Origin of the sequence: Pseudomonas bharatica (assembly GCF_048586865.1) — a bacterium.
In the GTDB taxonomy this organism is placed as follows: domain Bacteria; phylum Pseudomonadota; class Gammaproteobacteria; order Pseudomonadales; family Pseudomonadaceae; genus Aquipseudomonas; species Aquipseudomonas bharatica.
In genome coordinates, this window is sequence record NZ_JBMAWR010000032.1 from 35,062 (window position 1) to 61,001 (window position 25,940).

The window sequence follows — 25,940 nt, forward strand, 5'->3', positions numbered from 1 at the left end:
AATATGTCGCAGCGTCGGAAGCGGTGGCGGGCGGGCTGTCGTTAAGCTGCGTTGTCAAAGGATGACCGTACGGTCCCGGACGACCCAGGTTCCAGCAGCACCGCTCTTTCTCATTTCTCCCTCCGCCGCGCCCGCCATTGGCTATGGTTGATGCGGGATATGGCGGACACGCGCGACGCTTCATTCAAAAACAAAGCCCAAGCGGAGTACCACAGATGGCGTTTTTCACCGCAGCCAGCAAAGCCGACTTCCAGCACCAACTGAAAGCCGCCCTGGCGCAGCACATCAGCGAGCAGGCACTGCCACAAGTGGCGCTGTTCGCCGAGCAATTCTTCGGCATCATCTCTCTGGACGAACTCACCCAGCGGCGCCTGTCTGACCTGGTCGGCTGCACCCTCTCTGCCTGGCGCATCATCGAGCGTTTCGACCATGCCCAGCCCAAGGTCAACGTCTACAACCCCGATTACGAGCGTCATGGCTGGCAGTCGACCCACACCGCCGTGGAAGTCCTGCACCATGACCTGCCGTTCCTCGTGGACTCCGTGCGCACCGAACTGAACCGTCGTGGCTACAGCATCCACACCCTGCAGACCACCGTCCTCAGCGTGCGCCGCGGCAAGGACGGCGAACTGCTGGAAATCCTGCCCAAGGGCACCCAGGGCGAGGGCGTGCTGCAGGAATCGCTGATGTACCTGGAGATCGACCGCTGCGCCAACAACGCCGAGCTCTCCGTACTGGCCCATGAACTGACCCAGGTGCTGGCCGAAGTGCGCGTTGCCGTGGCCGACTTCGAGCCGATGAAGGCCAAGGTCCGGCAACTGCTGGAACTGGTCGAGCAGACCCCGTATCCAGCGGTCGCCGGCGAGAAGTCCGAGGTCAAGAGCTTCCTCGAATGGCTGGTGGGCAACCACTTCACCTTCCTCGGCTATGAGGAGTTCGTGGTCAAGGCCGACGCCCAGGGCGGCCAGCTGGTGTATGACGAGCAGTCCTTCCTCGGCCTGACCCGCCTGCTGCGCGCCGGCCTCACCGCCGAAGACCTGCGCATCGAAGACTACGCCGTCGCCTACCTGAACGAGCCGCTGCTGCTGTCCTTCGCCAAGGCCGCCCACCCGAGCCGCGTGCACCGCCCGGCCTACCCGGACTACGTGTCGATCCGCCAGCTCGACGCGGACGGCAAGGTAATCAAGGAATGCCGCTTCATGGGCCTCTACACCTCCTCGGTGTATGGCGAAAGTGTCCACCAGATCCCGTACATTCGCGACAAGGTTGCCGAAGTCGAGCGCCGTTCCGGCTTCGACGCCAAGGCCCACCTGGGCAAGGAACTGGCCCAGGTGCTTGAAGTGCTGCCCCGCGACGACCTGTTCCAGACCCCGGTGGACGAGCTGTTCAGCACCGTGATGTCCATCGTGCAGATCCAGGAACGCAACAAGATCCGCGTGTTCCTGCGCAAGGACCCCTACGGCCGCTTCTGCTACTGCCTGGCCTATGTGCCGCGTGACATCTATTCCACCGAAGTGCGGCAGAAGATCCAGCAGGTGCTGATGGAGCGCCTCAAGGCCAGCGACTGCGAGTTCTGGACCTTCTTCTCCGAATCGGTACTGGCCCGCGTGCAGTTGATCCTGCGGGTAGATCCGAAGAACCGTATCGATATCGACGCGAAACAGCTGGAAAACGAAGTGATCCAGGCCTGCCGCTCGTGGCAGGACGACTACGCCGCGCTTACCGTCGAAGCCTTCGGCGAAGCCCAGGGCACCAATGTGCTCGCCGACTTCCCGAAAGGCTTCCCGGCCGGCTACCGCGAGCGCTTCGCTGCGCACTCGGCGGTGGTCGACATGCAGCACCTGCTCAACCTGTCGGAGAAAAAGCCGCTGGTGATGAGCTTCTACCAGCCGCTGACCCAGACCGGTAAGCACATCCTGCACTGCAAGCTGTACCACGCCGACACCCCGCTGGCGCTGTCCGACGTGCTGCCGATCCTGGAAAACCTCGGCCTGCGCGTGCTCGGCGAGTTCCCGTACCGCCTGCGCCACACCAATGGCCGCGAGTTCTGGATCCACGACTTCGCCTTCACCTACAGCGAAGGCCTCAACCTCGACATCCAGCAGCTCAACGACACCCTGCAGGACGCCTTCGTCCACATCGTCAACGGCGATGCGGAAAACGACGCCTTCAACCGCCTGGTGCTGACCGCCGGCCTGCCATGGCGCGACGTCGCCCTGCTGCGTGCCTACGCCCGCTACCTCAAGCAGATCCGCCTGGGCTTCGACCTCGGCTACATCGCCAGCACCCTGAACAACCACACCGACATCGCCCGCGAGCTGACCCGGCTGTTCAAAACCCGCTTCTACCTGGCGCGCAAGCTCACCAGCGAAGACCTCGAAGACAAGCAACAGCGCCTGGAACAGGCGATCCTCAGCGCCCTCGACGATGTCCAGGTGCTCAACGAAGACCGCATCCTGCGCCGCTACCTCGACCTGATCAAGGCCACCCTGCGCACCAACTTCTACCAGCCGGACGCCAACGGCCAGAACAAGTCGTACTTCAGCTTCAAGTTCAACCCCAGGCTGATCCCGGAACTGCCTAAACCGGTGCCGAAGTTCGAAATCTTCGTCTACTCGCCGCGTGTCGAAGGCGTGCACCTGCGCTTCGGCAACGTCGCCCGCGGCGGCCTGCGCTGGTCGGACCGCGAGGAAGACTTCCGCACCGAAGTCCTCGGCCTGGTCAAAGCCCAGCAGGTGAAGAACTCGGTCATCGTTCCGGTCGGCGCCAAGGGCGGCTTCCTGCCACGGCGCCTGCCACTGGGCGGCAGCCGCGACGACATCGCCGCCGAGGGCATCGCCTGCTACCGCATCTTCATCTCCGGCCTGCTCGACATCACCGACAACCTCAAGGACGGCGGCGTCGTGCCGCCGGCCAACGTGGTCCGGCATGACGACGACGACCCGTACCTGGTGGTCGCCGCAGACAAAGGCACCGCCACCTTCTCCGACATCGCCAACGGCATCGCCATCGACTACGGCTTCTGGCTCGGCGACGCCTTCGCCTCCGGCGGCTCGGCCGGCTACGACCACAAGAAAATGGGCATCACCGCCCGTGGCGCCTGGGTCGGCGTACAGCGTCACTTCCGCGAGCGCGGCATCAACGTGCAGAAGGACGTCATCACCGTGGTCGGCATCGGCGACATGGCCGGCGACGTCTTCGGCAACGGCCTGCTCATGTCCGAGACCCTGCAACTGGTCGCGGCCTTCAACCACCTGCACATCTTCATCGACCCCAACCCGGACCCGGCGACCAGCTTCGCCGAGCGCAAGCGCCTGTTCGACCTGCCGCGTTCGGCCTGGAGCGACTACGACACCAGCATCATGTCCGAAGGCGGCGGCATCTTCCCGCGCAGCGCGAAAAGCATCGCCATCACCCCGCAGATGAAAGAACGCTTCGCCATCGAAGCCGACAAACTCACCCCGACCGAACTGCTCAACGCCTTGCTCAAGGCCCCGGTCGACCTGCTCTGGAACGGCGGTATCGGCACCTACGTCAAATCCAGCGAGGAAAGCCACGCCGACGTCGGCGACAAGGCCAACGACGCCCTGCGCGTCAACGGCAACGAACTGCGCTGCAAGGTGGTGGGCGAGGGCGGCAACCTCGGCATGACCCAGCTCGGCCGCGTCGAATTCGGCCTCAATGGCGGTGCCACCAACACCGACTTCATCGACAACGCCGGTGGCGTGGACTGCTCCGACCACGAGGTCAACATCAAGATCCTGCTCAACGAAGTGGTGCAGGCCGGCGACATGACCGAGAAGCAGCGCAACCAACTGCTTGGCAGCATGACCGAAGAGGTTTCCACCCTCGTCCTCGGCAACAACTACAAGCAAACCCAGGCCCTGTCCCTGGCCGCGCGGCGTGCCAAGGAGCGCATTGCCGAATACAAGCGCCTCATGGCCGACCTCGAAAGCCGCGGCAAGCTCGATCGCGCCATCGAATTCCTGCCCTCGGAAGAGCAACTGGCCGAACGCATCGCCGCCAACCAGGGCCTCAGCCGCGCCGAGCTGTCGGTGCTCATCTCCTACAGCAAGATCGACCTCAAGGAAGCGCTGCTCAAATCCCTGGTACCGGATGACGACTACCTCACCCGCGACATGGAAACCGCCTTCCCGCCGTCGCTGGTGCACAAATTCGCCGACGCCATGCGCCGCCACCGGCTGAAACGCGAAATCGTCAGCACCCAGATCGCCAACGACCTGGTCAACAACATGGGCATCACCTTCGTCCAGCGGCTCAAGGAATCCACGGGCATGAGCCCGGCCAACGTCGCAGGCGCCTACGTCATCGTGCGCGACATCTTCCACCTCCCGCACTGGTTCCGGCAGATCGAAGCGCTGGACTACCAGGTACCGGCGGAAGTGCAGCTCACCCTGATGGACGAACTCATGCGCCTCGGCCGCCGCGCGACCCGCTGGTTCCTGCGCAGCCGTCGCAACGAACAGGACGCGGGCCGTGACGTCGCCCACTTCGGGCCGCAGATTGCCGCACTGGGCCTCAAGCTCGACGAACTCCTCGAAGGCCCGACCCGCGAACGCTGGCAAACCCGCTATCAAGGCTTCGTAGAGGCCGGCGTACCGGAACTGCTGGCCCGGATGGTCGCCGGCACCACGCACCTCTACACCCTGCTGCCGATCATCGAAGCCTCCGACGTCACCGGCCAGAATCCGGCTCAGGTCGCCAAGGCATTCTTCGCCGTAGGCAGCGCGCTGGATCTCACCTGGTATCTGCAGGAGATCAGCAACCTGCCAGTGGAGAACAACTGGCAGGCGCTGGCCCGGGAAGCGTTCCGGGATGATATCGATCTCCAGCAGCGGGCCATCACGATCTCCGTATTGCAGATGGCGGATGCGCCGGAGGATATGGATGCGCGGGTAGCGTTGTGGATGGAGCAGCATCGGGTGATGGTGGAGCGGTGGCGGGCTATGCTCGACGACCTCCGTGCGGCGACCGGGACTGACTATGCCATGTATGCGGTGGCCAACCGGGAACTGGTGGATCTGGCGTTGAGTGGGCAGGCGGCGGTTTTGCCGTCTTGATTTGGTGAGGTGAAACAGAAGGCCCCGGCAGTGATGTCGGGGCCTTTTTTTGGGTTTTAAACATTAGTCGGTAGGGAGGCTTTGCGGCGCCGGGGTGATCTGAATTGATTGGCTAAACCACTATTTTGCAGATCTGTTCCTGCCGTACGACATAAGCCACGTGTAATAGACATGCCCCGTCCGGATCGAGTAGTGTCGCAGGAGAATTTGTTCCCGAGTTTGGTAGGGCAAACGAGGTTTTCTATCCATGGGGTATCACTTCCTTATACGCTCATTGAAGCGCCGAAATCCTCAAGCTAGACACGAATAGCGGAAGGAGCAAGGAATGCTATACAGCACGCCTGTCTGGAGGTTAATGCATCGGTTGGTGTCTATTTGTGGTTATTTTTTTCCGCAGTTTAACCTAAGGGGTCATTCGTGCTATTGCCTTTTGCTTTGCAATCTAGTGATAAAAGCAAGCCTGTTTTTAAGTTGAAAAAAGATGGTGTGGAGTATCCTTATTTTATTGCCGACAGCGCCTTGGCAAAACGTCTATCGGGCTTGACGCAAGTTATGGATGATCTCAATCATGCTCATGAGTTAATGGCCATGATTAAAGATATTGAGAGTGCGGAAATCGCCTATTCGCTATGGATGTCTGCCATAGTTACTTATGGAAAGTGTTTTGCTACTGCCAGAGGGCGTAGAATCAAAATTGAAGAGAAGCACGTCAGAGCTGTTGGTGAAGAAGCAGTAGAGTTTCATCGTTCAATCTTGAGTATGAGAAATGAGTATTTTGCTCACGCTGGTGAAAATGAATATGAAAAATCGAGTACGGTAGTAGTTCTTCAGCCTGAATCATTAGGTAAATCTGTTGTGGCAGTTAACCATTTCAACGTAAAGCATAGTAAGCCGTCAGAGGATTTTTGCATTTACTTTTGTTACCTATGTCGGAAGCTACATGATGTAATTAGGAACATTGGTGAGGGCGTTCATGAACTGGTTCTAGCGGAGTATCAAGCAATGAATGTTGACGAACTTTACGCAAGAATAGAAAAATAAGAAGTCGCTCAACTGTCGCTCACTTCGTTCGCTGGACGTACAAAAGCTGCGCGCTTGGCCGCCCGTTAGCTGACTTTTGGTCCATATTCAGAACGAATTGCTCAGGCATCGTGATCGACTCGATAAGCTGAATAAGCTCAAGCATCGAGGCTTGAATACTGACAGTTTTTTGTTGGTGAAAGCGGACAGCACCTGCTTGTCCCTTCACGCAGGCCGGGATTGGCGTTATGTGAGCAGGTGGTTTTGCCGTCTTGAGGGTTTGAGGTGAAACAGGCGTTGCATAGCGCTACAAAACTTCCCTCGTTTCCGACTTTCTTGTAGGCAATTTCCCAATCATACTTCGGCGGCTTTTCTGCCGTTGCGCTCTTGGGAAACGGTGCCTACGCTTCGTCGGTCGCTGCCTTTCAGCGATCGGGTTTGGTAGCCCGGGTAAATCAAGACGCACGGTATCCCTCTCAACGGTCAGCGCTGTACGTGCCTGCCGTTGCCTGTCATGGGGGCTGTGCGTGGGGCGCCCCTGGGCGCGCCGGGTTCCTTGATTCCCGGTCTACCAACCTGCGCACAGCCGCCACCCACTCGTTTGGTAGCGAACGGTGCCGGCTCCACTAATCAAGGAGTTGCACAATGAACAAGATTGTTCCAGATCCCCCTCGGCTCGCTACGGTGCACACGCAGTTCAGTGCCTGTAATGACAGTCACAAACCGCTGTTCGCGGTTTGCGAGGGTGTGGATATAGAGGATGCGCTGGTGCATCTGTCCATGACGCTGAGATCGGCGTTCGAGACGAATACGCAGGTGTGTGAGCAGGTTGACCGGACGGTGGGTGGGTTGGCCTGGGCTACTTATCATTCGTTGGAGATTGGGTTGGCGTTGGTGGAGGCGTTGTTGGGTGGGTTGGCGGGGGGGAGGCGGGAGGGAGGTGATTGAGGTGGGGTTGGGCCGCGTAAGCGGCCTATTCAACTGGTGCTACTGACGGTGGGGTAGCAGTAGTTTGGGTTGCCATCATTAATTTAGGCAACTGATCAGGCTTGCAGTAAAGCGTATGAGTTATACGTTATTTTTTATATCCCGAACTTGCTCTATGCTCAGCCATGGACGCTTGGAGTGGACGAGGCGATGGCAGTTTGCACAAAGGAGAACAAGCTCAGTGAGTTTGGTTTTTTCTCCAGGTTTTAATGTATGAACCGGCTTGATGTGATGGACATCGATAATGCCCTCACCTGCCGGGCCATACGTCTCGGCGAAATCGAAGCTACAGACTTCGCATTGCAGGCGCCCTTGCTTTTGCAATACTTCCTTCTTTTTTGCATTGACTAAGCTTCGATTACGCTCCCTATACCGATGTAGCCGGGTTAGCACTTTTCCTTCTTCTGCTTCCATGATTTCGGTTTCTTCCCAACCAGTCAATGCATCGGGCTCCAAGGCATGGGTCTCCACCGCGCCGCGAATTGCAGCAGCCGCGATAGATAGTTTGATGGGGGAATCTGCAAATTGATCCCATACCACTTTCTCATTTTTATTGCCCTTAGCCAATCCTGTCTTACCATCCTTGACATACTCTGGATCCCAGCGTCGGAAATTTCCGAGTTTCATGTAGACGCCGTTCTCATTGCGAAAGCTACCGCCTTTGTTTAGGCCGAGTGCTTTACCAAGCATGCCAAGTAGCTGAGACAGTTCCTTTACTTCCGGATGATATTTTCCGGGTAGCGAGTAGCGATGTTTTAGGTAGAGGTCAAGGGCTAGGATTAGTTCGTCTTGAGTCCAGGCAGGATTGGATTGAGATCTCTGGATAGGCTCGTATAGAGCTTGGACCTTCGATTCCTTTGATGCTGCTTTGATCGCCACGAGGGTATGCCTTTTCGCTAATCTGCGTAGGAAATTTCGTACGATCGCAAAAATAGCCTAATGGTTTAGCATAAGCAATAGTCAAGTGCTGTCGCTCTTTAGATATTTTGTCGGGTAATTGAGGGGAGGGTTGTCATGTTTTAATGTCTTGAATTTCCAGAGCTTTGGATTTCGGCAAGATATTTGTTGGCGGTCCAAATTTCGGCGATGGTGGGCTGTGTCTTGATTGGTTTGTATTGGTTCTGCAGGTCTTGAAGTTTAAATTCTTTTAGTGGCAGGGGGTCGTGAAATGTAGTATAGTGCCAGATTTTGAATTGGCCTGATTGTTATGGCTTGCACTCTGAGGATTGTATGTTACTGAGCTTGTTTTGTGGCGCCGGCGGGCTCGATCTTGGCTTCGAAGAAGCTGGTTATGATGTAGGGCTCGCTTTTGATATTCGGCCAGATAGCATTGCTTCGTACAACCATAATAGAGTTGCGGGTGCGAAAAATGGACACTGCATAGATATTAGGGATTTGACGTTAGATAGGCTTGATGCTTTTCACGGTGGCGTTTTCACTCCTATAGGAGTGATTGGTGGGCCGCCTTGTCAAAGCTTTAGTCGAGCCAATAAAAACCCTAAAGAAAATGATCCTCGGCACGACTTGCCATTTATCTATGCGGATATAATAAGGCAGCTAAATGAGCGCGCTCCGCTTCATTTTTTTGCTTTTGAGAATGTTCCTGGTCTCAATGAGGGAGATCATAAAGAGCATTTTGAAAAAATTAAGAGTTACTTAGAAGGGATTGGATTTAATGTTCAGGTGCGGATTGTAAACGCGACTGATTTTGGAGTTCCGCAAAGTCGCGAACGTTTGTTGATGGTGGGCATTAATGCGCATCTATACCCGCAATCGTTGTGGTGTGGTCTAGCGAAGCAATACTTTGAGCCTGCTCAGCTTACGGTAGGTTACGCGATAGGTGATCTCCCGGAGCCAACGTTCTATCGTCGGGGGATTTCAAAGGATGCGATCTCTTACCATCCTAATCACTGGTGCATGCAGCCAAAATCCAAAAAATTCACTACTCCAGGTGCCTTGGCTCCTGGAAAAAGAGCTAATCGTAGCTTTAAAACATTAGAACTCGGAAAACCTAGTATTACAGTTGCATATGGTAATAGAGAGGTTCATATTCATCCGAACTGCCAGCGGCGGCTCAGTGTGTTTGAAGCGATGCGTTTGCAGGGTTTTCCTGATAGTTACGAACTTTTGGGTTCGTTATCCTCCCAAATAACACAGGTGAGTGAGGCTGTTCCGCCACCTATGGGAAGGGCCTTGGCAGAGTCAATATCGTTGACTCTGCCTGGTATGCGGGGGCGGAGTAGGTTAAGTAATGCTATTGAGCATGCGCATTGTCTGTCACCTGGCTAATCAGCTCTTGTGAATAGTTGGCTGATCTCAACAGGTTGTGAGTCTCCTGCGTCAAATCATTTAGCAAGTTCGCATCATTTGCCACCTTTAAGTCTATATCAATGAGAGATGTAGTCTTCTGGGCGGCAGTGATGCCTGCTGCTATTTCTACCTCTTCGTGGTTTATTTCAGGTCCTTGGTCGAACGCTGTCCTGACTTGTGGGGAGCACTTGTAGACCAGGGATAGCATATCTTTACTCCCTTGTTCCACAGAGTAAATTTGACTGCTTTGCATTTCTAGGGCAATCGCTGGCCTAGCAGTGCAAAGATTTCCTATAAGCCATTTTGTAAAGCCTAGACAGAAAAACCGCACAAATGCATCTAGCGGTAAGTTCTTAGGATTTTCAAGTGCGATCTCTTTGTCGACTTCATGGGCCTCACAAAGCTTGTTGAATTCCTCTTGGAATTCTGCTGAGGCTGCTATGTTAGAGTTGACTGCTTTTAAGAAATTGGCCACGTGTTCGTCTGGAGTATTTCCCTGTTCTATTTTAGTTGTGATAAATAAGAGCCAAGGTTCGCTGTTGTGTCGGCACTGAATTCTAAATACCTTAATTAAGGCATCTATTATCGTTGGTGCTCCTCCTCGTTGGAGGGTGATGTTCTGGCATAGATCAAAGTTTATCGCGTGATAAGGGCCGTGACGTTCTACTGCTCGAAGTGCGGTCGAGCGTTCTCCTGCAGCGATATCCTCTAGTCTGTGCCAAAGAGTTTCGGAATTGCGATCAATCCATTCATAGCTGCGTATTTGATTTTGAGCTAATAATATTTCGGCTTCATCCTTAGACCCTTTTGGACTGAAGCCAATATATTTTAGCTTGTATCCAGATTTTACGGTTGCGTCTTCCAGTTGGCGGATATCTAACATGTCTGGACCTGCCAAGGTTAGATATCTGAATGTGGGAATAGCCCCCTTAGGAAAATGCAGTCTTCTCATCAAGTCTCGAATGTGATGAGTCCAGCTGCGTCTAACTAATTGTTTTCTAGGTTTGTGCCAGGGCCGAATTTGTTTTACGATCGCGACGGCTCTCTGGCCTGGTGGTGGGGCGGCTGGTGGGACCACCGACTCAGCAAAGTCATCATCAGTCGCGACATCCTGTGTGATTTCAGTCATTGTCAAGCTCCGGAGACAATGCGTTGATAATATCTGTAAATAAATCTTGTTGTTTTATGTAGGATATTTCATCCAATAAGTTGTACGCTGAGAGCACGACCATAACTGCTTTGGCCTGTTCAATAGTAGTTAGTGGTGGCTGTGTAGGTGGTCTCGATAGAACTTCTAGTCGCTGTTTGTCGAGTTTAAATACAAGCTCGGAATCTTGATGGGCAGTCTTCTCAGTGAAATCTGTTTGTCCGTCTTTTGGATCGGAAATAATGATTATGTCTGGCTTGCTAGTGAGTGCGTCAGCCTTTTTTTCCCAGACGTCATTCAAATGGCTTTCAATTGCCGTTAGAACTGTGGCGCGAACGTTGCTTTTTTCTTCGTCGCGAGATTTTTTTCCTACATCTTTTAGCTTGTTGGTTACTTGCCTTAAGGCAGCGTGTACCCACTTTGTTAAGTATTGGTAGTGGGGGTGGCTTACGTTGAACGACTCGCGGTCTATGTTTAGGGCAGGGTCAAGTCCCTTAATGATGAAGATTTCCGCTGTTATTTGGGAAAGCCTATTAAGTTCGGATATTTGATAGTCCATAAAGCGATCATCATAAAGTACGCCGCTGGCGTTATTTATCCTGATCAATATTCCCCTGTTTTGCTTGGGGACTATGAGCGAGTTCCAGTAAAAATATGCTTCGAATTCGAGGCCGCCGCCGCCTCGATCTGCAGGTATGGTCCCTAATGAAGTTTGGACCTTTCCCACGAACATCATTGGGTTTTCGGCTCTTACTTTCTTTCGATTGCCGAGTAATGCATCAGGTAGTAATACTGGTCTCTTTAATGCAATTCCGTCGACGAAAACGGAGAACCCGCCGCATGGATCCGGAGAGTTTGATTCCAGATTCATTGCTTCTGAGATTGTTTCATCTTTGCTGATGATCAAAGGCTGAGCTTGGCTTCTAGCTTTGTTTTGTAATTGATAAAAGTCTATGGTTTTAGAGCCGCGAAATAATAAAGGGTTTTCGTCTAGGTATTCGAGTGGTGCGGACAAGCTCAAGAGCCAAATCATTCCCAGGTAGGTGTCCAGGTACTCTTCTATATCTGGGTTTTTAGTTGTGGTCCCCGTTCCCTCTACAACTTTTCTGTAGAGTTCGCGAAAACGCTGAGTGTCGTCGTCGCTATCTGCCCATGGCATCTTTGGGGGGATCGTATACTCGATTTCATTTTTCCTCACATAACCTATATGAAACTGCGGGGGTAAACGCTCTGATTTCTGGTCGAGAGGATCGGTGGCTTGAGTCGTTTCAAGATGGTTTTCCCAGAAATCCGATGATTTTAGATTGTTTCTAGTCTGTTCCCGAATTTCTAAAAGTACAATTTCGGTGCCGTGAGTGTCAGGATCGGAGGCCGGCTCAACAGAGAACACAACGTCACCGGTTACAAACTCACCATCATCTTCCGGCGCATTGCGTAGGTTTTCTTCTGTCCAAGTCTTCATCCAGACTTCAGCAATTAGTCTATGGCTTTGTCCTTTTCTTTTTGTAATAACCCTGAAGTGGGTAGTTAGGTGGGTGACCGCGAACATGCCTATCCCTATTTTTCCAATAAGCTTACGGCCCATTGGGGTAAGGTCTGGGTCTTCACTATGGACGGTGCCCAGTTCAATGCCTTTGTGAGTTCGCTTTGAGCTGCCGCCGATATGTTTGAATAAGTTGGCTAGTGTATGTTCATCCATGCCTCGGCCATTGTCACGGACTGATATATATTCAAATCTCGGGGCTCCGGTATCAATTACAACCTCCGTGGCGTCTGCATCATAAGCATTAAAAATTAGCTCGCGAAGTGCTGCGGATGGGCGTCGGTAGATTCCGTCGGTGATTCTCGCTAGGACGCGGTCGTCAACTGTGAGCTGAGAAGGGAGATCGCCTCCTCGTTCCTTTAGCTCGTTAATCTGTTTCGCTAGTAGTGTTGCATCATCTGTATCGATCATTTGGTAACATCCATTTAAATTACCTACTTGAGCTGCGTAGTTTTTGCTAGATTCCTTCGCTCGCCAATAAATATTGCTACTTAAACCGCCGCTCCACCCCTTTCTCCACCAAAATCTTCGCCGAAATCTCCTCCACCGAAAAATGCGTGGAGTTGATATGCGGAATATTCTCCCGCCTGAACAGATTCTCCACCTCCCTTACCTCGAACTCGCACTGCGCAAAGCTCGCATACCGACTATTAGGCTTCCGCTCATGCCGAATAGCCGTCAACCGGTCCGGATCGATAGTCAGGCCAAACAGCTTGTGCTGATGATTCTTCAACGCCGCCGGCAGTTGCAGCCGCTCCATATCGTCCTCTGTGAGGGGATAGTTCGCCGCCCGAATCCCAAACTGCATAGCCATGTACAGACAAGTCGGCGTCTTCCCGCACCGCGACACCCCCACCAGGATCAGGTCCGCCTTGTCGTAGTAGTGCGTGCGCGCGCCGTCGTCGTTGTCCAGCGCGAAGTTCACCGCCTCGATCCGTTCCATGTAGTTGGAATTCCCGCCGATCGAGTGGGATTTGCCTACGGAATACGACGAGTGGGCGGTGAGCTCCTGTTCCAGCGGGGCGAGGAAGGTGGAGAAGATGTCGATCATGAAGCCGTTGGAGGTGGCGAGCACCTCGCGGATGTCCTGGTTGACGATGGTGTCGAAGATGATCGGGCGTACGCCGTCACGCTCGGCCGCGGCGTTGATCTGCTGGACCATCACCCGGGCCTTGTCGACGCTGTCGATGTACGGGCGGGTGAACTTGTTGAACGGAATGTTCTCGAATTGGGCTAGAAGACTTTGCCCGAGGGTCTCCGCGGTGATGCCGGTGCCGTCGGAAATGAAGAAGGCGGATCGTTTCATTTGCGCCATGGGCCTTAAGCTGGTGACGATTCTTGGATATGATAGGTTCGGTTTGCCGAACGCCATCGTAACGACATCGTCGGCATTCTCACTTATTTTCCAGGTCCAGGCCACAAGCGCCCGGCCAGCCCCAGCGGGGATTCGCCGGCGTCCTGAGCTTTTCCAATACAGTTAGTGGAGAGATCACCTTGGTAGAGTACGTAGTTTCCCTCGATAAGCTCGGCGTCCATGATGTGGAGCATGTGGGGGGCAAGAACGCATCCCTGGGCGAGATGATCAGTAACCTCGCAGGTGCCGGTGTTTCGGTACCGGGCGGCTTTGCCACTACGGCTCAGGCGTACCGTGACTTCCTCGAGCAGAGCGGCCTGAACGACAAGATCCATGCCGCACTCGATGCGCTGGATGTGGATGATGTGAACGCCCTGGCCAAGACCGGTGCGCAGATCCGCCAGTGGGTGATGGAAGCCGAGTTCCCGGCGCGCCTGGACGCTGAAATCCGTACCGCCTTCGCCGCCATGGCCAACGGCAACGAGAACATGGCCGTGGCCGTGCGCTCTTCCGCCACCGCCGAAGACCTGCCCGATGCGTCCTTCGCCGGCCAGCAGGAAACCTTCCTTAATATCCGTGGCGTGGACAACGTGATCCGCGCGGCCAAGGAAGTGTTCGCTTCCCTCTTCAACGACCGCGCCATTTCCTACCGCGTGCACCAGGGTTTCGACCATAAGCTGGTGGCCCTGTCTGCCGGTGTGCAGCGCATGGTGCGTTCGGAAACCGGAACGGCCGGCGTGATGTTCACCCTGGATACCGAATCGGGCTTCCGCGACGTAGTCTTCATTACCGGTGCCTACGGCCTGGGTGAGACCGTGGTGCAAGGCGCGGTCAACCCGGACGAGTTCTACGTCCACAAAAACACCCTCGAAGCCGGCCGCCCGGCCATCCTGCGCCGCAACCTGGGCAGCAAGGCGATCAAGATGGTCTACGGCGACGAAGCCAAGGCCGGTCGTTCGGTCAAGGTGGTCGATGTGGACCGCGCCGACCGCGCGCGTTTCTGCCTGACCGACGCCGAAGTGGCCGAGTTGGCCAAGCAAGCGATGATCATCGAGAAGCACTACCAGCGTCCGATGGACATCGAGTGGGCGAAGGATGGCGACGACGGCAAGCTGTACATCGTCCAGGCCCGTCCTGAAACCGTGAAGAGCCGCGCTAGCGCCAATGTGATGGAGCGCTACCTGCTGAAAGAGAAGGGCACCGTGCTGGTCGAAGGCCGTGCCATTGGCCAGCGCATCGGCGCTGGTAAAGTCCGTGTGATCCACGACGTATCGGAAATGGACAAGGTCCAGCCGGGCGACGTGCTGGTTTCCGACATGACCGACCCGGACTGGGAACCGGTGATGAAGCGCGCCAGCGCCATCGTTACCAACCGCGGCGGCCGTACCTGCCACGCGGCGATCATCGCCCGTGAGCTGGGTATTCCGGCGGTGGTCGGTTGCGGCAACGCCACCCAGGTGCTGAAAGACGGCCAGGGCGTGACCGTTTCCTGCGCCGAAGGCGATACCGGTTTCATCTTCGAAGGCGAGCTGGGCTTCGATGTGCGTCAGAACTCGGTGGACGCCATGCCCGAGCTGCCGTTCAAGATCATGATGAACGTCGGCAACCCGGACCGCGCCTTCGACTTCGCCCAGTTGCCGAACGCCGGTGTGGGCCTGGCCCGTCTGGAATTCATCATCAACCGCATGATCGGCGTGCACCCCAAGGCACTGCTGAACTACGCGGGCCTGCCGCAAGAGCTGAAGGACAGCGTCGACAAGCGCATCGCCGGCTACAACGATCCGGTGGGTTTCTACGTCGAGAAGCTGGTCGAGGGCATCAGCACCCTGGCCGCGGCGTTCTGGCCGAAGAAGGTCATCGTGCGCCTGTCGGACTTCAAGTCCAACGAATACGCCAACCTGATCGGCGGCAAGCTGTACGAGCCGGAAGAAGAGAACCCGATGCTGGGCTTCCGCGGTGCGTCGCGCTACATCAGCGAGTCGTTCCGTGACTGCTTCGAGCTGGAATGCCGTGCGCTGAAGCGTGTGCGCAACGAGATGGGCCTGACCAACGTCGAGATCATGGTGCCGTTCGTGCGTACCCTGGGCGAAGCCAGCCAGGTGGTCGACCTGCTCGCCGAGAACGGCCTGGGCCGCGGCGTCAACGGCCTGCGCGTGATCATGATGTGCGAACTGCCGTCCAACGCCATCCTGGCGGACGAGTTCCTCGAATACTTCGACGGCTTCTCCATCGGTTCCAACGACCTGACCCAGCTGACCCTGGGCCTGGACCGCGACTCCGGGATCATCGCCCACCTGTTCGATGAACGTAACCCGGCGGTCAAGAAGCTGCTGGCCAACGCCATCCAGGCGTGCAACAAGGCCGGCAAGTACATCGGCATCTGCGGCCAGGGCCCTTCGGACCACCCGGATCTGGCCAAGTGGCTGATGGAGCAGGGCATCGAAAGCGTGTCCCTGAACCCGGACTCCGTGCTGGAGACCTGGTTCTTCCTGGCCGAGGGTCAGGCTCAGGCTTGATGCGCTAGTTGGATCGGCGCCGGCATTCTCTTGGGGATGCCGGCGCTTTGCTTTTTATTCAGGGTGTGTTTTCAGGATGGTTCAGGTAGTCCGCAGTGGTTGCGGGGTGCATGCCTTTGGATCTTCAGCGTTCTGAAGATCGAGCGCCGCCCGCGCGGCGCTCGATCTCAAGGGCGCTAAATATCCCAAGCCAGGCACCTCTCAGCCATAATGCGATCCCCTGGCAACCCCCAACTTGCCCTTTCTCTTAAAGAACCCTATGCAAAGCAGCAGTTCCCTATTTCCCGTGGCCCTGCTCAGGGCCGAACGTTGCGGCGACCTGAGCGAGGACGTGTACCGCCTGAAGGCCGGCAACAGCCCTGACCCGAGTGTCGAGCTGGCGCTGACCCGCCTTGGCCTGGCCGACCAGGAACAGGCCCGGGGCGTGCCGGTGATCCTTCTACACGGCAGTTTTTCCAACCGGCGCTTCTGGTTTTCGCCGAAGGGCATCGGCCTGGGCGCCATGCTGGCGCGGGCCGGTTTCGATGTGTGGATTCCGGAAATGCGCGGCCACGGCCTGTCGCCGCGCAATCGCGACTATGCGCGCAATCGCGTGGCCGACTACGCGGGCTACGATCTGCCGGCCATCGCCGCCTTCGTTCATGAGCAGACCGGGCAGCCGGCGCACTGGCTCGGCCATTCCCTCGGCGGCACCACCCTGGCGGCAGCCTTGGGCGGGCGTTACCTGGACGAGTCGCTGATCGCCAGCGCCGCCTTCTTCGGCACCCAGGTCAGCCGTACCTATTGGCCGCTGAAGATTCCGCCGGTGGAGTGGGGCAGTCGCCTGCTGCTCAAGCGCTTCCCGCATATTTCCGGCTCGCGGCTCAAGCGTGGGCCGGAAGACGAGCCGATCGGCCTGGCCATCGAGAGCATGCGCTGGTTCGGGCTGTTCGGGCGTTTCGGTGAGAAAGACCGCGACTGGTGGGCCGGCCTGGCCGAGGTTCGTGTGCCGGTATTGGCCGTGGGCGGGGCAGGGGACTTCCAGGATCCGGTCTGGGCCTGCCGCAAGCTGTTCGAGCAGATCGGCAGCGAGGACAAGCGCTTCGTCACCCTCGGCGTGGCCCACGGATTCGACAACTTCGGACATGTGGATATGCTGGTGAGCAAGGCGGCGCAGGCGCAGGTCTGGCCGTTGGTGGAGCGCTGGCTGCGCGATCCGTTGTCGATGGTCGAGCGTCCGGCGCCGGAGGAAGTTTCGCAGGAAGTGGTTAGCGGCTAAGATGTGACGCTTTTCGGATAACTGGTCATTTTCTGGGTTATTTTCATGTTCGTTGCCCTCGAGCGTCTGATCAATCTGCACGACGGATATCGCAAGACCTTCCGCGTCAACGGCCAGGCCTTGTTGCTGCTGGTGGTGGATAACCGGCCGGTGCTGCTCGAAGACCGTTGCCCGCACCAGGGCGCGCCGCTGGCCGCGGCAACCCTGGAGGGCGATGTGCTGAGGTGTCCGCGTCATGGGCTGAGCTTCAGCCTGGCCTCGGGGCGCGCCTTGCAGCCGGGCTGCGCGGCGCTGAACCTGATCAGCCTGGCCTATGAAGGTGACCGTATCGGCATTGACCTGTAGGCTGGATCTGGTCTAAAGCCGTATTGCCAGGTTTCGTCCGTTTCAGTGATCGTGAATTCCGACATCCATTCATCTTGGTACTGACAGGAGTTTTCCCATGCATTACGTAACGCCCGATTTGTGCGACGCCTACCCTGAGCTGGTGCAGGTGCTGGAGCCGATGTTCAGCAACTTCGGCGGTCGCGATTCGTTCGGCGGCGAAATCGTCACCATCAAGTGCTTCGAAGACAACTCGCTGGTCAAGGAGCAGGTCGAGCTGGATGGCAAGGGCAAGGTCCTGGTGGTCGATGGTGGCGGTTCGCTGCGCCGTGCGCTGCTGGGCGACATGCTCGCCGAGAAAGCGGCGAAGAACGGCTGGGAAGGCCTGGTGATCTACGGGTGCGTGCGCGACGTGGACGTGCTGGCGCAGACCGACGTCGGCGTGCAGGCCCTGGCCAGCCACCCGATGAAAACCGACAAGCGTGGCATCGGCGACCTGAACGTCGCGGTGACCTTCGCCGGCGTCACCTTCCACCCGGGGCAATACGTCTATGCGGACAACAACGGCGTGATCATCTCGCCCAGCCCGCTGAAGATGCCCGAGTAATCACGCAGACAGGACGATGGGGTAAGGATGTTCGAGGAAGAAAACGCGCAATGGGGGCTGGTTCATGCCCTGGTGCTCGATGGCAGGGGCGGTGCGCGTTCCATCGCTCGGACGCAGCTCGACGGCCTGGAACTGCAGCGGGAGGAAAGCCTCTGGCTGCACTGGGACCGCGGCCACCCGCAGACCCAGACCTGGCTGCGCCAGGACAGCGGGCTGAACGAATTCTCTTGCGACCTGTTGCTGGAAGAAAACACCCGCCCGCGCATGCTGCCGCTGCCCGATGCGCAGATGCTCCTGTTCCTGCGCGGGATCAACCTCAATCCTGGTGCCGAGCCTGAAGACATGGTCTCGGTGCGTATCTTCGCCGAAGCGCAGCGGGTGATCTCGCTGCGCCTGCGGCCGTTACGGGCCACCGACGAGCTGTTGCAGCAACTGGATGAAGGACGCGGGCCGCGTACCGCGTCGGAATTGCTGCTGAGCCTGGCCCAGTTGCTCACCGACAAGATCCAGGCGGTGGTTTCCGACCTCTCGGAACTGGTCGATGACCAGGAAGAAAAGCTCGAGGCCGACGAACGCTACACCCCGGAGCACGGCGCCCTGCAGCAGATGCGCCGCCGCGCCGCGGGCCTGCGCCGTTTTCTCGCGCCGCAGCGGGAAATCTACGCGCAACTGGCGCGCAACAAATGCCCGTGGTTCGTCGAGGATGATGCCGACTACTGGAACGAGCTGAACAACAGCCTGATCCGCTACCTCGAAGAGCTGGAACTGACCCGCGAGCGGGTGGCGCTGGTGCTGGAAAGCGAGGACCGGCGGCTCAACGAGCGGATGAACCGGACCATGTACCGGTTCGGCATCATTACCTGCATTTTCCTGCCGATGAGTTTTGTCACCGGGCTGCTGGGCATTAATGTTGGCGGGATTCCCGGGTCGGAAAGTCCCTATGGCTTCCTCTATGCCAGCCTGCTGGTGGTGGGCCTGGCCCTGGGGCAATGGTGGCTGTTCCGCCGGTTGCGGTGGGTTTGACGCCATGCTGATCAAAGCACACCGCGAACCCTGTGGGAGCTGGCTTGCCAGCGATAGCAACAGTGGCCCCACCACCGCAATCGCGGGTAAACCCGCTCCCACAGTGACCGTGTCGAACACAAAACCCGCGGCTGGCCGAGAAACCTGTGGGAGCGGGTTCACCCGCGATTACGATAGTGGCCACACCACCGCAATCGCTGGCAAGCCAGCTCCCACAATGACCGTGGCGCACACAAAACCCGCGGCTGGCCGAGAAACCTGTGGGAGCGGGTTCACCCGCGATTACGATAGTGGCCGCACCACCGCAATCGCTGGCAAGCCAGCTCCCACAATGACCGTGTCGAACACAAAAACCGCGGTTGGCCGAGAAACCTGTGGGAGCGGGTTCACCCGCGATTACGATAGTGGCCGCACCACCACAATCGCTGGCAAGCCAGCTCCCACAGTGACCGTGTCGAACACAAAACCCGCGGCTGACAGAGAAACCTGTGGGAGCTGGCTTGCCAGCGATAGCAACAGTGGCCTCACCACCGCAATCGCGGGTAAACCCGCTCCCACAGGGTCCGAGGCGGCCGCAAAACCTGCTTCAGGCCAAATTGTTCATGTGACCCGCAACAACGCGACCTCGTCTCTGACAGACATTACGCGAGGTGCCCATGCACGATCCGTTTGAACAATCCCTGCGCGACATGCTCAAGGCTTCGCCCTCCGCCCTGGAGCGCGATGACGACGCCTGCCTTGGGCGTGTGCTGAAAACCGCCAACCGCCAGGTCGGCGCCGGCGATATGTTCAGCCTGCTTGGCCGCTGGGGCCAGGCGCTGATGATCGCCATCAACAATGGCTCGGCGCATGTCGCGCCGGTTCGCCGCACCGCTTCCAAAAAAGCTGATAAGGCCGATTGAATATGGAACTTGATCTCTGGACCCAGAGCCTGGTCACCGCAATGACCGCGTTGTGGACCAAAGTCGCGAACTTCATCCCCAACCTGTTTGGCGCCCTGGTGGTCGTGCTGCTTGGCTTCGTGGTCGCCAAGCTGCTCGATACCCTGCTGTCCAAACTCCTGGCCAAGCTGGGCCTGGACCGCCTGATGAGCGGTACCGGCCTGACCAAGATGCTCGGCCGGGTCGGCATCCAGGTGCCGATCTCGACCCTGATCGGCAAGATTGTCTATTGGTTCGTGCTCCTGGTATTCCTGGTTTCCGCCGCCGAGTCCCTGGGCCTGGAGCGGGTGTCGGCGACCCTCGACATGCTCGCCCTGTACCTGCCGAAAGTGTTCGGCGGTGCCCTGGTGCTGCTCGCCGGCCTGCTGCTGGCCCAGGTGGCCAACGGCCTGGTGCGTGGCGCCGCCGAAGGCATCGGCCTGGAATACGCCGCCGGCCTGGGGCGCATCGCCCAGGGCCTGGTGATCATCATCAGCATCTCGGTGGCCATCAGCCAGCTCGAGGTCAAGACCGACCTGCTCAACCACGTGATCGTCATCGGCCTGATTACCGTTGGTCTGGCCGTTGCGCTGGCCATGGGCCTGGGCAGCCGCGAGATCGCCGGGCAGATCATCGCCGGCATCTATGTGCGCGAGCTGTACCAGGTAGGGCAGGACGTGCGGATTGGCGACGTCGAAGGGCAGATCGAAGAGATCGGCACAGTGAAGACGGTAGTGCTGACCGACGAAGGCGACCTGGTCTCGCTGTCCAACCGGACCCTGCTGGAACAGCGTGTCAGTAGCCGCTGACCGGGCAAATCTCTGCTAATGTATGCCGCCGCAAAACTGCCCCCTCCGGGCAGGCGGCGATGAATACCTGACTGTCGGCCTGATTTGTTTTGAATAGAACCTCACCGCTGCCCATGCGTTACGACCCCCGCGAACTCACCGATGAGGAGTTGGTGGCGCGTTCGCATGAGGAGCTTTTTCATGTCACCCGCGCCTATGAAGAACTCATGCGGCGCTATCAGCGCACCCTTTTTAACGTATGTGCACGTTATCTCGGGAACGATCGCGATGCGGACGATGTCTGTCAGGAGGTGATGCTGAAGGTGCTCTATGGGTTGAAGAACTTCGAGGGCAAGTCCAAGTTCAAGACCTGGCTCTACAGCATCACTTACAACGAGTGCATTACCCAGTACCGCAAGGAGCGACGCAAGCGCCGGTTGATGGATGCCCTGAGCCTGGACCCGGTCGAGGAGGCCTCTGAAGAGAAGTCGCCGAAGCCGGAAGAGAAGGGCGGGCTGGACAGGTGGCTGGTTCATGTGAACCCCATCGACCGAGAAATACTGGTGCTGCGATTTGTCGCAGAGCTGGAGTTCCAGGAAATAGCCGACATCATGCACATGGGCTTGAGCGCAACGAAAATGCGTTACAAGCGCGCGCTGGACAAGCTTCGCGAGAAATTTTCCGGGCAGATGGAAACTTAGTCTGTCGGAAAATTCTCTAACGGTTCGGTGAGTTCTGCTAAACTTGCCGACGAGTTGTCCCCCGGATATTGGTGGGGACTACTTAACAATCACCAAATGGGGATTTAACGGATGAAATTGAAAAACACCTTGGGCTTGGCCATTGGTTCGCTGGTCGCCGCCACTTCCTTCGGCGTACTGGCTCAAGGCCAAGGCGCAGTCGAAATTGAAGGCAACGTCACCAAGCAGTACTACGACAGTGAGCGTAACTTCAAGAATGACGGCACCAACCCTGGCGTGCGTCTGGGCTACTTCCTGACCGACGACCTGTCCCTGGACCTGGGCTACAACGAGACTCACAACGCTCGTGGCGAAGTCTTCAACAAGGACATCAAGGGTTCCAAAGCCAAGCTGGACGCTACCTACCACTTTGGTCAAGTCGGCAGCCCGATCCGTCCATACGTTTCGGCCGGTTTCGCCCACGAAAGCCTGGGTCAAGCTACCCGCAACGGCCGTGATCACTCCACCTTCGCCAACCTGGGCGCTGGTGCCAAGTGGTACATCACCGACAACTTCTTCGCCCGTGCCGGCGTTGAAGCCAACTACAACATCGACGGCGGCTACACCGAGTGGGGCCCGAGCGTTGGTGTTGGTCTGAACTTCGGCGGCAGCGGCGGCAAGCAACCTGCTCCAGCACCGGCTCCGGTTGCTGAAGTCTGCTCCGACAGCGACAACGACGGCGTTTGCGACAACGTCGACAAGTGCCCTGACACCCCGGCCAACGTTACCGTTGACGCCGATGGCTGCCCGGCTGTTGCCGAAGTCGTTCGCGTTGAGCTGGACGTCAAGTTCGACTTCGACAAGTCGGTCGTGAAGCCAAACAGCTACGGCGACATCAAGAACCTGGCTGACTTCATGAAGCAGTACCCACAAACCACCACCACCGTTGAAGGTCACACTGACTCCGTCGGTCCTGACGCTTACAACCAGAAACTGTCCGAGCGTCGTGCAAACGCCGTTAAGCAGGTTCTGACCCAGCAGTACGGTGTTGAGTCGAGCCGCGTTCAGTCGGTTGGCTACGGTGAGACCCGTCCGGTTGCCGACAACGCCACTGAAGCTGGCCGCGCCGTTAACCGTCGCGTAGAAGCTCAAGTAGAAGCCCAAGCCAAGTAATTGGTCTAAGCGCTACTAGAAAAACCCGGCCTCGGCCGGGTTTTTCTTTTTCTGCGGTTCGTCAGCCTTTCAGCAGGCCGATCAGCAACACCAGATTCAACAGCAGCGACAACAGCGCCAGGCCACGCCAGACTTTCAGCGGTTCGCGCTCCAGCAAGGGTTTCGTGCGCAGGGCGAGGGGCTGGTGTTCGCCCTGGTCGAGCAGCAACAGCCATTGCTCGGCGGTTTCGAAGCGCTGACGCGGGTCGCTGGCCAGCGCCTGGGCCAGGTTGTGCTCCAGCCATTCCGGTAGGTCCGGGCGCAGGCGTGCAGCGCTGGTGGGCGTGGTGAAACGCGGATGTTGGAAGGCTTCGATCTCGCCGTAGGGATAATGCCCGGTGAGCAGCCAGAAAAGGCTGACGCCCACGGCGTAAAGGTCTTGTTGCACCGACGGCGGTTGCCCCTCGTAGGCTTCCGGCGCGATGAACGAGGGCGTGCCGGGCAGATCCTGCGAAGGCGCCTCCGACAGGCCCGGGCAGAAGGCCAGGCCGAAGTCCAGCAGGCGTACCTGGCCGTCATCGCCCAGGTGCAGGTTTTCCGGCTTGATATCGCGGTGCAGGATGTTGCGCCGGTGCAGCATGCCTGCTGCGCGCAGGGTCTGGCGGGCGATATCCAGCCATTGCGCCAGGGGCAGCGGGCCATGTTGCTGGAAGTGCCCGGCCAGGGTCTGGCCCGGGTACTCGCGCATCAGGTAGTACAGGTGCTGGCGCTGGTTGCCCGGGTGCACTTCGGGAAAGCAGCGCCCGGCTACGCGGCGCAGGAACCATTCTTCCATCAACAGCGCTTGCTGGGCGCCTGTGTCCTGCTCGCGGCTGGCCGGCAGGGTTTTCAGCAGCCAGGCTTGCCCCTGGCGATCGAGCACGCGGTAGAGCAGGGATTGGCGGCTCTTGCCGACGATACTTGCGACCTGCCAGCCCTCGAAGGATTGCCCCGGACGCAGGTTCGGCGGCAGCGGCCAGTGGTGCAATTGCGCCAGGGTGTCGCCAAGACTGCTGGCACCGAGTTCCTCGACCCCGGCCAGCACCGCACTGGCATTGTCCTGGCTGCCGGCCAGGTGGGCCATGCGCACCAGGGTGTCAGCCGCCTGCTGAAGGTCCGGGCTATCGCGCAGGACGCTGGCGATCTGCCTGTCGTTGAGCACGCACCAGACACCATCGCTGAGCAGGACGAAGCGTTCGCCCTGCTGCAACTCGCCTTCCTGGTAATCCACCAGCAGATGTTCATCCAGGCCGAGGGCGCGCTTGAGCACATGCTGCATGCCGGGCTGGTCCCAGACATGGTCCTGGCTGATGCGTCGCAACTGCCCGGCATGCCACCGATAGGCCCGGCAATCGCCGACATGGGCCAGGGTAAAGCGCCGGCCACGCAGCACCAGCGCGGTCAGGGTGGTGAGCAGCGGCTGGCCGCCGCCGTTGGCCCGCAGCCAGCGATTCTGCGCCGACAGCAGCCGGTCCAGGGCCTGGGCCACGCCCCAGGTGGGCGGCGTGGCGTAGTAGTCCATGGCCAGCGCCTGCAGGCTGGCCCGCGCCGCCAGGCCGCCATCGGCACATTGGCTGACACCGTCGGCGAGGGCGACCAGGTAGCCCTTGCTCGCCGCCAGCTCGGGCCCCGGGGTGACCAGGCGCGTGGCGTCCTGGTTTTCTTCCCGTGGGCCGCTGGCGCTGGCCTGGGCGATGTTCAGTCGCAGGCTCACCGGTATCAGACCCGCGCTGCCGTAACGGCGGCGGAGCCCCAGGTGGTGCGCCAGCGGCGCTTGACCCCATGCAGGCCGAACCAGGCCAGCACGCCGAGGCTGGCGAACAGCCACAAGCCCAGTTGGTAATCACCGCTGTGTTGCTTGATCGCGCCCAGGCCGGCGGCCAGGAGGAAGCCACCGATACCGCCGGCCATGCCGATCAGCCCGGTCATGACCCCGATTTCCTGGCGGAAGCGCTGTGGCACCAACTGGAACACCGCACCGTTGCCCGCACCAAGGCCGAGCATGGCGCTGACGAACAGGGCCAGCGCCGCTACCGAACTGGGCAGGTTGAAGCCGACTGCGGCAATGCACACCGCCGCCACGCTGTACATCGCCAGCAGGGTGCGAATGCCGCCGAAGCGGTCGGCCAGGGCGCCGCCCAGCGGACGCATCAGGCTGCCGGCGAAGACGCAGGCGGCGGTGTAGTAGCCGGCCTTGACCGGGTCGAGGCCGTACTGGTCGTTGAAGTAGCCGGGCAGGGCGCTGGCCAGGCCGATGAAGCCGCCGAAGGTCACGCTGTAGAAGAACATGAACCACCAGCTGTCACGGTCGCCCAGGGCCTTGAGGTAATCGGCCACCGCCTTGGGTTTCGGGCGCTGCGGGGCGTTGCGCGCCAGCAGGGCGAAGAGCACCACGGTGAGCAGCAGCGGCAGTACGGCAAAGCCGAACACGTTGTTCCAGCCGTAGGCGGCGGCCAGCACCGGCGCCAGCAGGGCGGCGAACACGGTACCGGAGTTGCCCGCACCGGCGATGCCCATGGCCTTGCCCTGGTGCTGCGGTGGATACCACTGCGAGGCCAGCGGCAGGGACACGGCAAACGAAGCCCCCGCCACGCCGAGGAACACCCCGAGCAGGAGGGCCTGCTCATAGCTGTTGACCCCCAGCTTCCAGGCGCTGAACAGGGCGACGATAACGATCACCTGGCCGATCAGGCCAGCGGTCTTGGGGGAGAGGCGGTCTACGAGGATGCCCATGACGAAACGCAGCACCGCGCCGGCGAGAATCGGCGTCGCCACCATCAGCCCGCGTTGTTGCGCGGTGAGTTGCAGATCGGTGGCGATCTGCACGGCGAGCGGGCCGAGCAGGTACCAGACCATGAAGCTCAGGTCGAAATACAGGAAAGCGGCAAACAGGGTCGGGACATGCCCGGATTTCCAGAAGCTCGTATTCATGGGATACCTCACGGGGCTGAAACAAAAAAACGCCGCTTCCCGGCTCGCATGGGTGGCGAGGGGGAGAGCGACGTCTTTGTCGGTATTGGGGTTGGGGCAACCGCCGTTGGCTACCGGAGGATTCCTAGCAAGAGCTGGGCCAGATCCATAAATGGCTGGGGCGCACTCATCAAAACACAACTCTTTGATTTAGCAGAAACCTTGTGGGAGCGGGGGGGGGCGCGGGGGGGGGTTTTTGTTTATAAAAGACAACAAACGGC

19 protein-coding genes are annotated in these 25,940 nt (G+C 58.4%); 13 read left to right on the forward strand and 6 right to left on the reverse strand.

The window, feature by feature from the left end:
* Nucleotides 1-215: 215 nt before the first annotated feature.
* From ACKLLE_RS25165 to ACKLLE_RS25175, 3 genes are all read left to right on the forward strand, one after another.
* Complete coding sequence (locus ACKLLE_RS25165; RefSeq protein ID WP_420059370.1) at nt 216-5,081, forward strand: NAD-glutamate dehydrogenase; 4,866 nt, start codon at nt 216-218, stop codon at nt 5,079-5,081.
* Nucleotides 5,082-5,498: 417 nt separating this feature from the next.
* Nucleotides 5,499-6,122 carry a hypothetical protein gene (locus ACKLLE_RS25170; RefSeq protein WP_420059371.1) on the forward strand — a complete coding sequence of 208 codons (624 nt, stop codon included), beginning with the start codon at nt 5,499-5,501 and terminating at the stop codon, nt 6,120-6,122.
* Between the two features lie 624 nt (nt 6,123-6,746).
* Nucleotides 6,747-7,049, forward strand: a complete 303-nt coding sequence (locus ACKLLE_RS25175) for a DUF3077 domain-containing protein (protein WP_420059372.1) — start codon at nt 6,747-6,749, stop codon at nt 7,047-7,049.
* Nucleotides 7,050-7,169: 120 nt separating this feature from the next.
* Here the strand turns inward: ACKLLE_RS25175 and ACKLLE_RS25180 are convergent, their stop codons facing one another.
* A complete protein-coding gene (locus ACKLLE_RS25180; protein WP_420059373.1) occupies nt 7,170-7,967 on the reverse strand; it encodes an HNH endonuclease in 798 nt (265 codons plus the stop codon).
* Between the two features lie 351 nt (nt 7,968-8,318).
* Between ACKLLE_RS25180 and ACKLLE_RS25185 the strand changes: the two genes are divergently transcribed.
* Entirely contained in the window at nt 8,319-9,377 is a 1,059-nt protein-coding gene (locus tag ACKLLE_RS25185) for a DNA cytosine methyltransferase (protein ID WP_420059374.1), read from the forward strand.
* Here ACKLLE_RS25185 and ACKLLE_RS25190 read toward each other — a convergent pair.
* From ACKLLE_RS25190 to ppsR, 3 genes are all read right to left on the reverse strand, one after another.
* Complete coding sequence (locus ACKLLE_RS25190) at nt 9,343-10,527, reverse strand: PP_RS20740 family protein (protein WP_420059375.1); 1,185 nt, start codon at nt 10,525-10,527, stop codon at nt 9,343-9,345. The two genes, ACKLLE_RS25185 and ACKLLE_RS25190, sit on opposite strands and share 35 nt — an antisense overlap.
* On the reverse strand, nt 10,520-12,499 hold the full coding sequence (locus ACKLLE_RS25195) for an ATP-binding protein (protein ID WP_420059376.1): 1,980 nt from the start codon (nt 12,497-12,499) through the stop codon (nt 10,520-10,522). The genes ACKLLE_RS25190 and ACKLLE_RS25195 overlap by 8 nt, the downstream gene beginning before the upstream one ends.
* Nucleotides 12,500-12,575: 76 nt before the next feature.
* Nucleotides 12,576-13,394 carry a posphoenolpyruvate synthetase regulatory kinase/phosphorylase PpsR gene (gene ppsR, locus ACKLLE_RS25200; RefSeq protein ID WP_009395495.1) on the reverse strand — a complete coding sequence of 273 codons (819 nt, stop codon included), beginning with the start codon at nt 13,392-13,394 and terminating at the stop codon, nt 12,576-12,578.
* Nucleotides 13,395-13,582: 188 nt separating this feature from the next.
* Between ppsR and ppsA the strand changes: the two genes are divergently transcribed.
* The 9 genes from ppsA to ACKLLE_RS25245 all read left to right on the forward strand — a co-directional run bounded on the left by ppsA (nt 13,583) and on the right by ACKLLE_RS25245 (nt 22,731).
* Nucleotides 13,583-15,958 carry a phosphoenolpyruvate synthase gene (ppsA, locus tag ACKLLE_RS25205; RefSeq protein ID WP_009395493.1) on the forward strand — a complete coding sequence of 792 codons (2,376 nt, stop codon included), beginning with the start codon at nt 13,583-13,585 and terminating at the stop codon, nt 15,956-15,958.
* A gap of 259 nt (nt 15,959-16,217) precedes the next feature.
* Nucleotides 16,218-17,216, forward strand: a complete 999-nt coding sequence (locus tag ACKLLE_RS25210) for an alpha/beta fold hydrolase (RefSeq protein ID WP_420059377.1) — start codon at nt 16,218-16,220, stop codon at nt 17,214-17,216.
* Nucleotides 17,217-17,261: 45 nt separating this feature from the next.
* The gene (locus tag ACKLLE_RS25215; protein ID WP_037061725.1) at nt 17,262-17,561 is read left to right on the forward strand and encodes a Rieske (2Fe-2S) protein; all 300 of its coding nucleotides are present in this window, start codon (nt 17,262-17,264) and stop codon (nt 17,559-17,561) included.
* 97 nt (nt 17,562-17,658) lie between these two features.
* Nucleotides 17,659-18,147, forward strand: a complete 489-nt coding sequence (gene rraA / locus ACKLLE_RS25220; protein ID WP_009404503.1) for a ribonuclease E activity regulator RraA — start codon at nt 17,659-17,661, stop codon at nt 18,145-18,147.
* Between the two features lie 27 nt (nt 18,148-18,174).
* Nucleotides 18,175-19,170 carry a zinc transporter ZntB gene (locus ACKLLE_RS25225; RefSeq protein ID WP_420059378.1) on the forward strand — a complete coding sequence of 332 codons (996 nt, stop codon included), beginning with the start codon at nt 18,175-18,177 and terminating at the stop codon, nt 19,168-19,170.
* 656 nt (nt 19,171-19,826) lie between these two features.
* Nucleotides 19,827-20,072 (forward strand): hypothetical protein, encoded by a 246-nt coding sequence (locus tag ACKLLE_RS25230; RefSeq protein ID WP_009404506.1) that lies wholly within the window; start codon nt 19,827-19,829, stop codon nt 20,070-20,072.
* Between the two features lie 2 nt (nt 20,073-20,074).
* Entirely contained in the window at nt 20,075-20,899 is an 825-nt protein-coding gene (locus ACKLLE_RS25235) for a mechanosensitive ion channel family protein (protein WP_279899155.1), read from the forward strand.
* A gap of 113 nt (nt 20,900-21,012) precedes the next feature.
* The gene (gene sigX, locus ACKLLE_RS25240; protein WP_009404511.1) at nt 21,013-21,579 is read left to right on the forward strand and encodes an RNA polymerase sigma factor SigX; all 567 of its coding nucleotides are present in this window, start codon (nt 21,013-21,015) and stop codon (nt 21,577-21,579) included.
* A 111-nt stretch (nt 21,580-21,690) separates the two neighbouring features.
* The gene (locus ACKLLE_RS25245; protein ID WP_064303542.1) at nt 21,691-22,731 is read left to right on the forward strand and encodes an OmpA family protein; all 1,041 of its coding nucleotides are present in this window, start codon (nt 21,691-21,693) and stop codon (nt 22,729-22,731) included.
* Between the two features lie 61 nt (nt 22,732-22,792).
* Here the strand turns inward: ACKLLE_RS25245 and ACKLLE_RS25250 are convergent, their stop codons facing one another.
* Both ACKLLE_RS25250 and ACKLLE_RS25255 read right to left on the reverse strand, forming a co-directional pair.
* Nucleotides 22,793-24,463 (reverse strand): bifunctional protein-serine/threonine kinase/phosphatase, encoded by a 1,671-nt coding sequence (locus tag ACKLLE_RS25250; RefSeq protein ID WP_420059379.1) that lies wholly within the window; start codon nt 24,461-24,463, stop codon nt 22,793-22,795.
* Between the two features lie 5 nt (nt 24,464-24,468).
* Nucleotides 24,469-25,680: a nitrate/nitrite transporter gene (locus tag ACKLLE_RS25255; RefSeq protein ID WP_064303544.1), complete on the reverse strand. Its 1,212-nt coding sequence runs from the start codon at nt 25,678-25,680 to the stop codon at nt 24,469-24,471.
* Nucleotides 25,681-25,940 lie beyond the last annotated feature (260 nt).

Bases quoted from the DNA above. Each gene is read 5' to 3' on its own strand.
- ACKLLE_RS25165 (WP_420059370.1), top strand. From the start codon at position 216: ATGGCGTTTTTCACCGCAGCCAGCAAAGCCGACTTCCAGCACCAACTG.
- ACKLLE_RS25175 (WP_420059372.1), top strand. From the start codon at position 6,747: ATGAACAAGATTGTTCCAGATCCCCCTCGGCTCGCTACGGTGCACACG.
- ACKLLE_RS25185 (WP_420059374.1), top strand. From the start codon at position 8,319: ATGTTACTGAGCTTGTTTTGTGGCGCCGGCGGGCTCGATCTTGGCTTC.
- ACKLLE_RS25190 (WP_420059375.1), bottom strand. From the start codon at position 10,527: ATGACTGAAATCACACAGGATGTCGCGACTGATGATGACTTTGCTGAG.
- ACKLLE_RS25195 (WP_420059376.1), bottom strand. From the start codon at position 12,499: ATGATCGATACAGATGATGCAACACTACTAGCGAAACAGATTAACGAG.
- ppsR (WP_009395495.1), bottom strand. From the start codon at position 13,394: ATGAAACGATCCGCCTTCTTCATTTCCGACGGCACCGGCATCACCGCG.
- ACKLLE_RS25210 (WP_420059377.1), top strand. From the start codon at position 16,218: ATGCAAAGCAGCAGTTCCCTATTTCCCGTGGCCCTGCTCAGGGCCGAA.
- ACKLLE_RS25215 (WP_037061725.1), top strand. From the start codon at position 17,262: ATGTTCGTTGCCCTCGAGCGTCTGATCAATCTGCACGACGGATATCGC.
- rraA (WP_009404503.1), top strand. From the start codon at position 17,659: ATGCATTACGTAACGCCCGATTTGTGCGACGCCTACCCTGAGCTGGTG.
- ACKLLE_RS25225 (WP_420059378.1), top strand. From the start codon at position 18,175: ATGTTCGAGGAAGAAAACGCGCAATGGGGGCTGGTTCATGCCCTGGTG.
- ACKLLE_RS25230 (WP_009404506.1), top strand. From the start codon at position 19,827: ATGCACGATCCGTTTGAACAATCCCTGCGCGACATGCTCAAGGCTTCG.
- ACKLLE_RS25235 (WP_279899155.1), top strand. From the start codon at position 20,075: ATGGAACTTGATCTCTGGACCCAGAGCCTGGTCACCGCAATGACCGCG.
- sigX (WP_009404511.1), top strand. From the start codon at position 21,013: ATGCGTTACGACCCCCGCGAACTCACCGATGAGGAGTTGGTGGCGCGT.
- ACKLLE_RS25245 (WP_064303542.1), top strand. From the start codon at position 21,691: ATGAAATTGAAAAACACCTTGGGCTTGGCCATTGGTTCGCTGGTCGCC.
- ACKLLE_RS25255 (WP_064303544.1), bottom strand. From the start codon at position 25,680: ATGAATACGAGCTTCTGGAAATCCGGGCATGTCCCGACCCTGTTTGCC.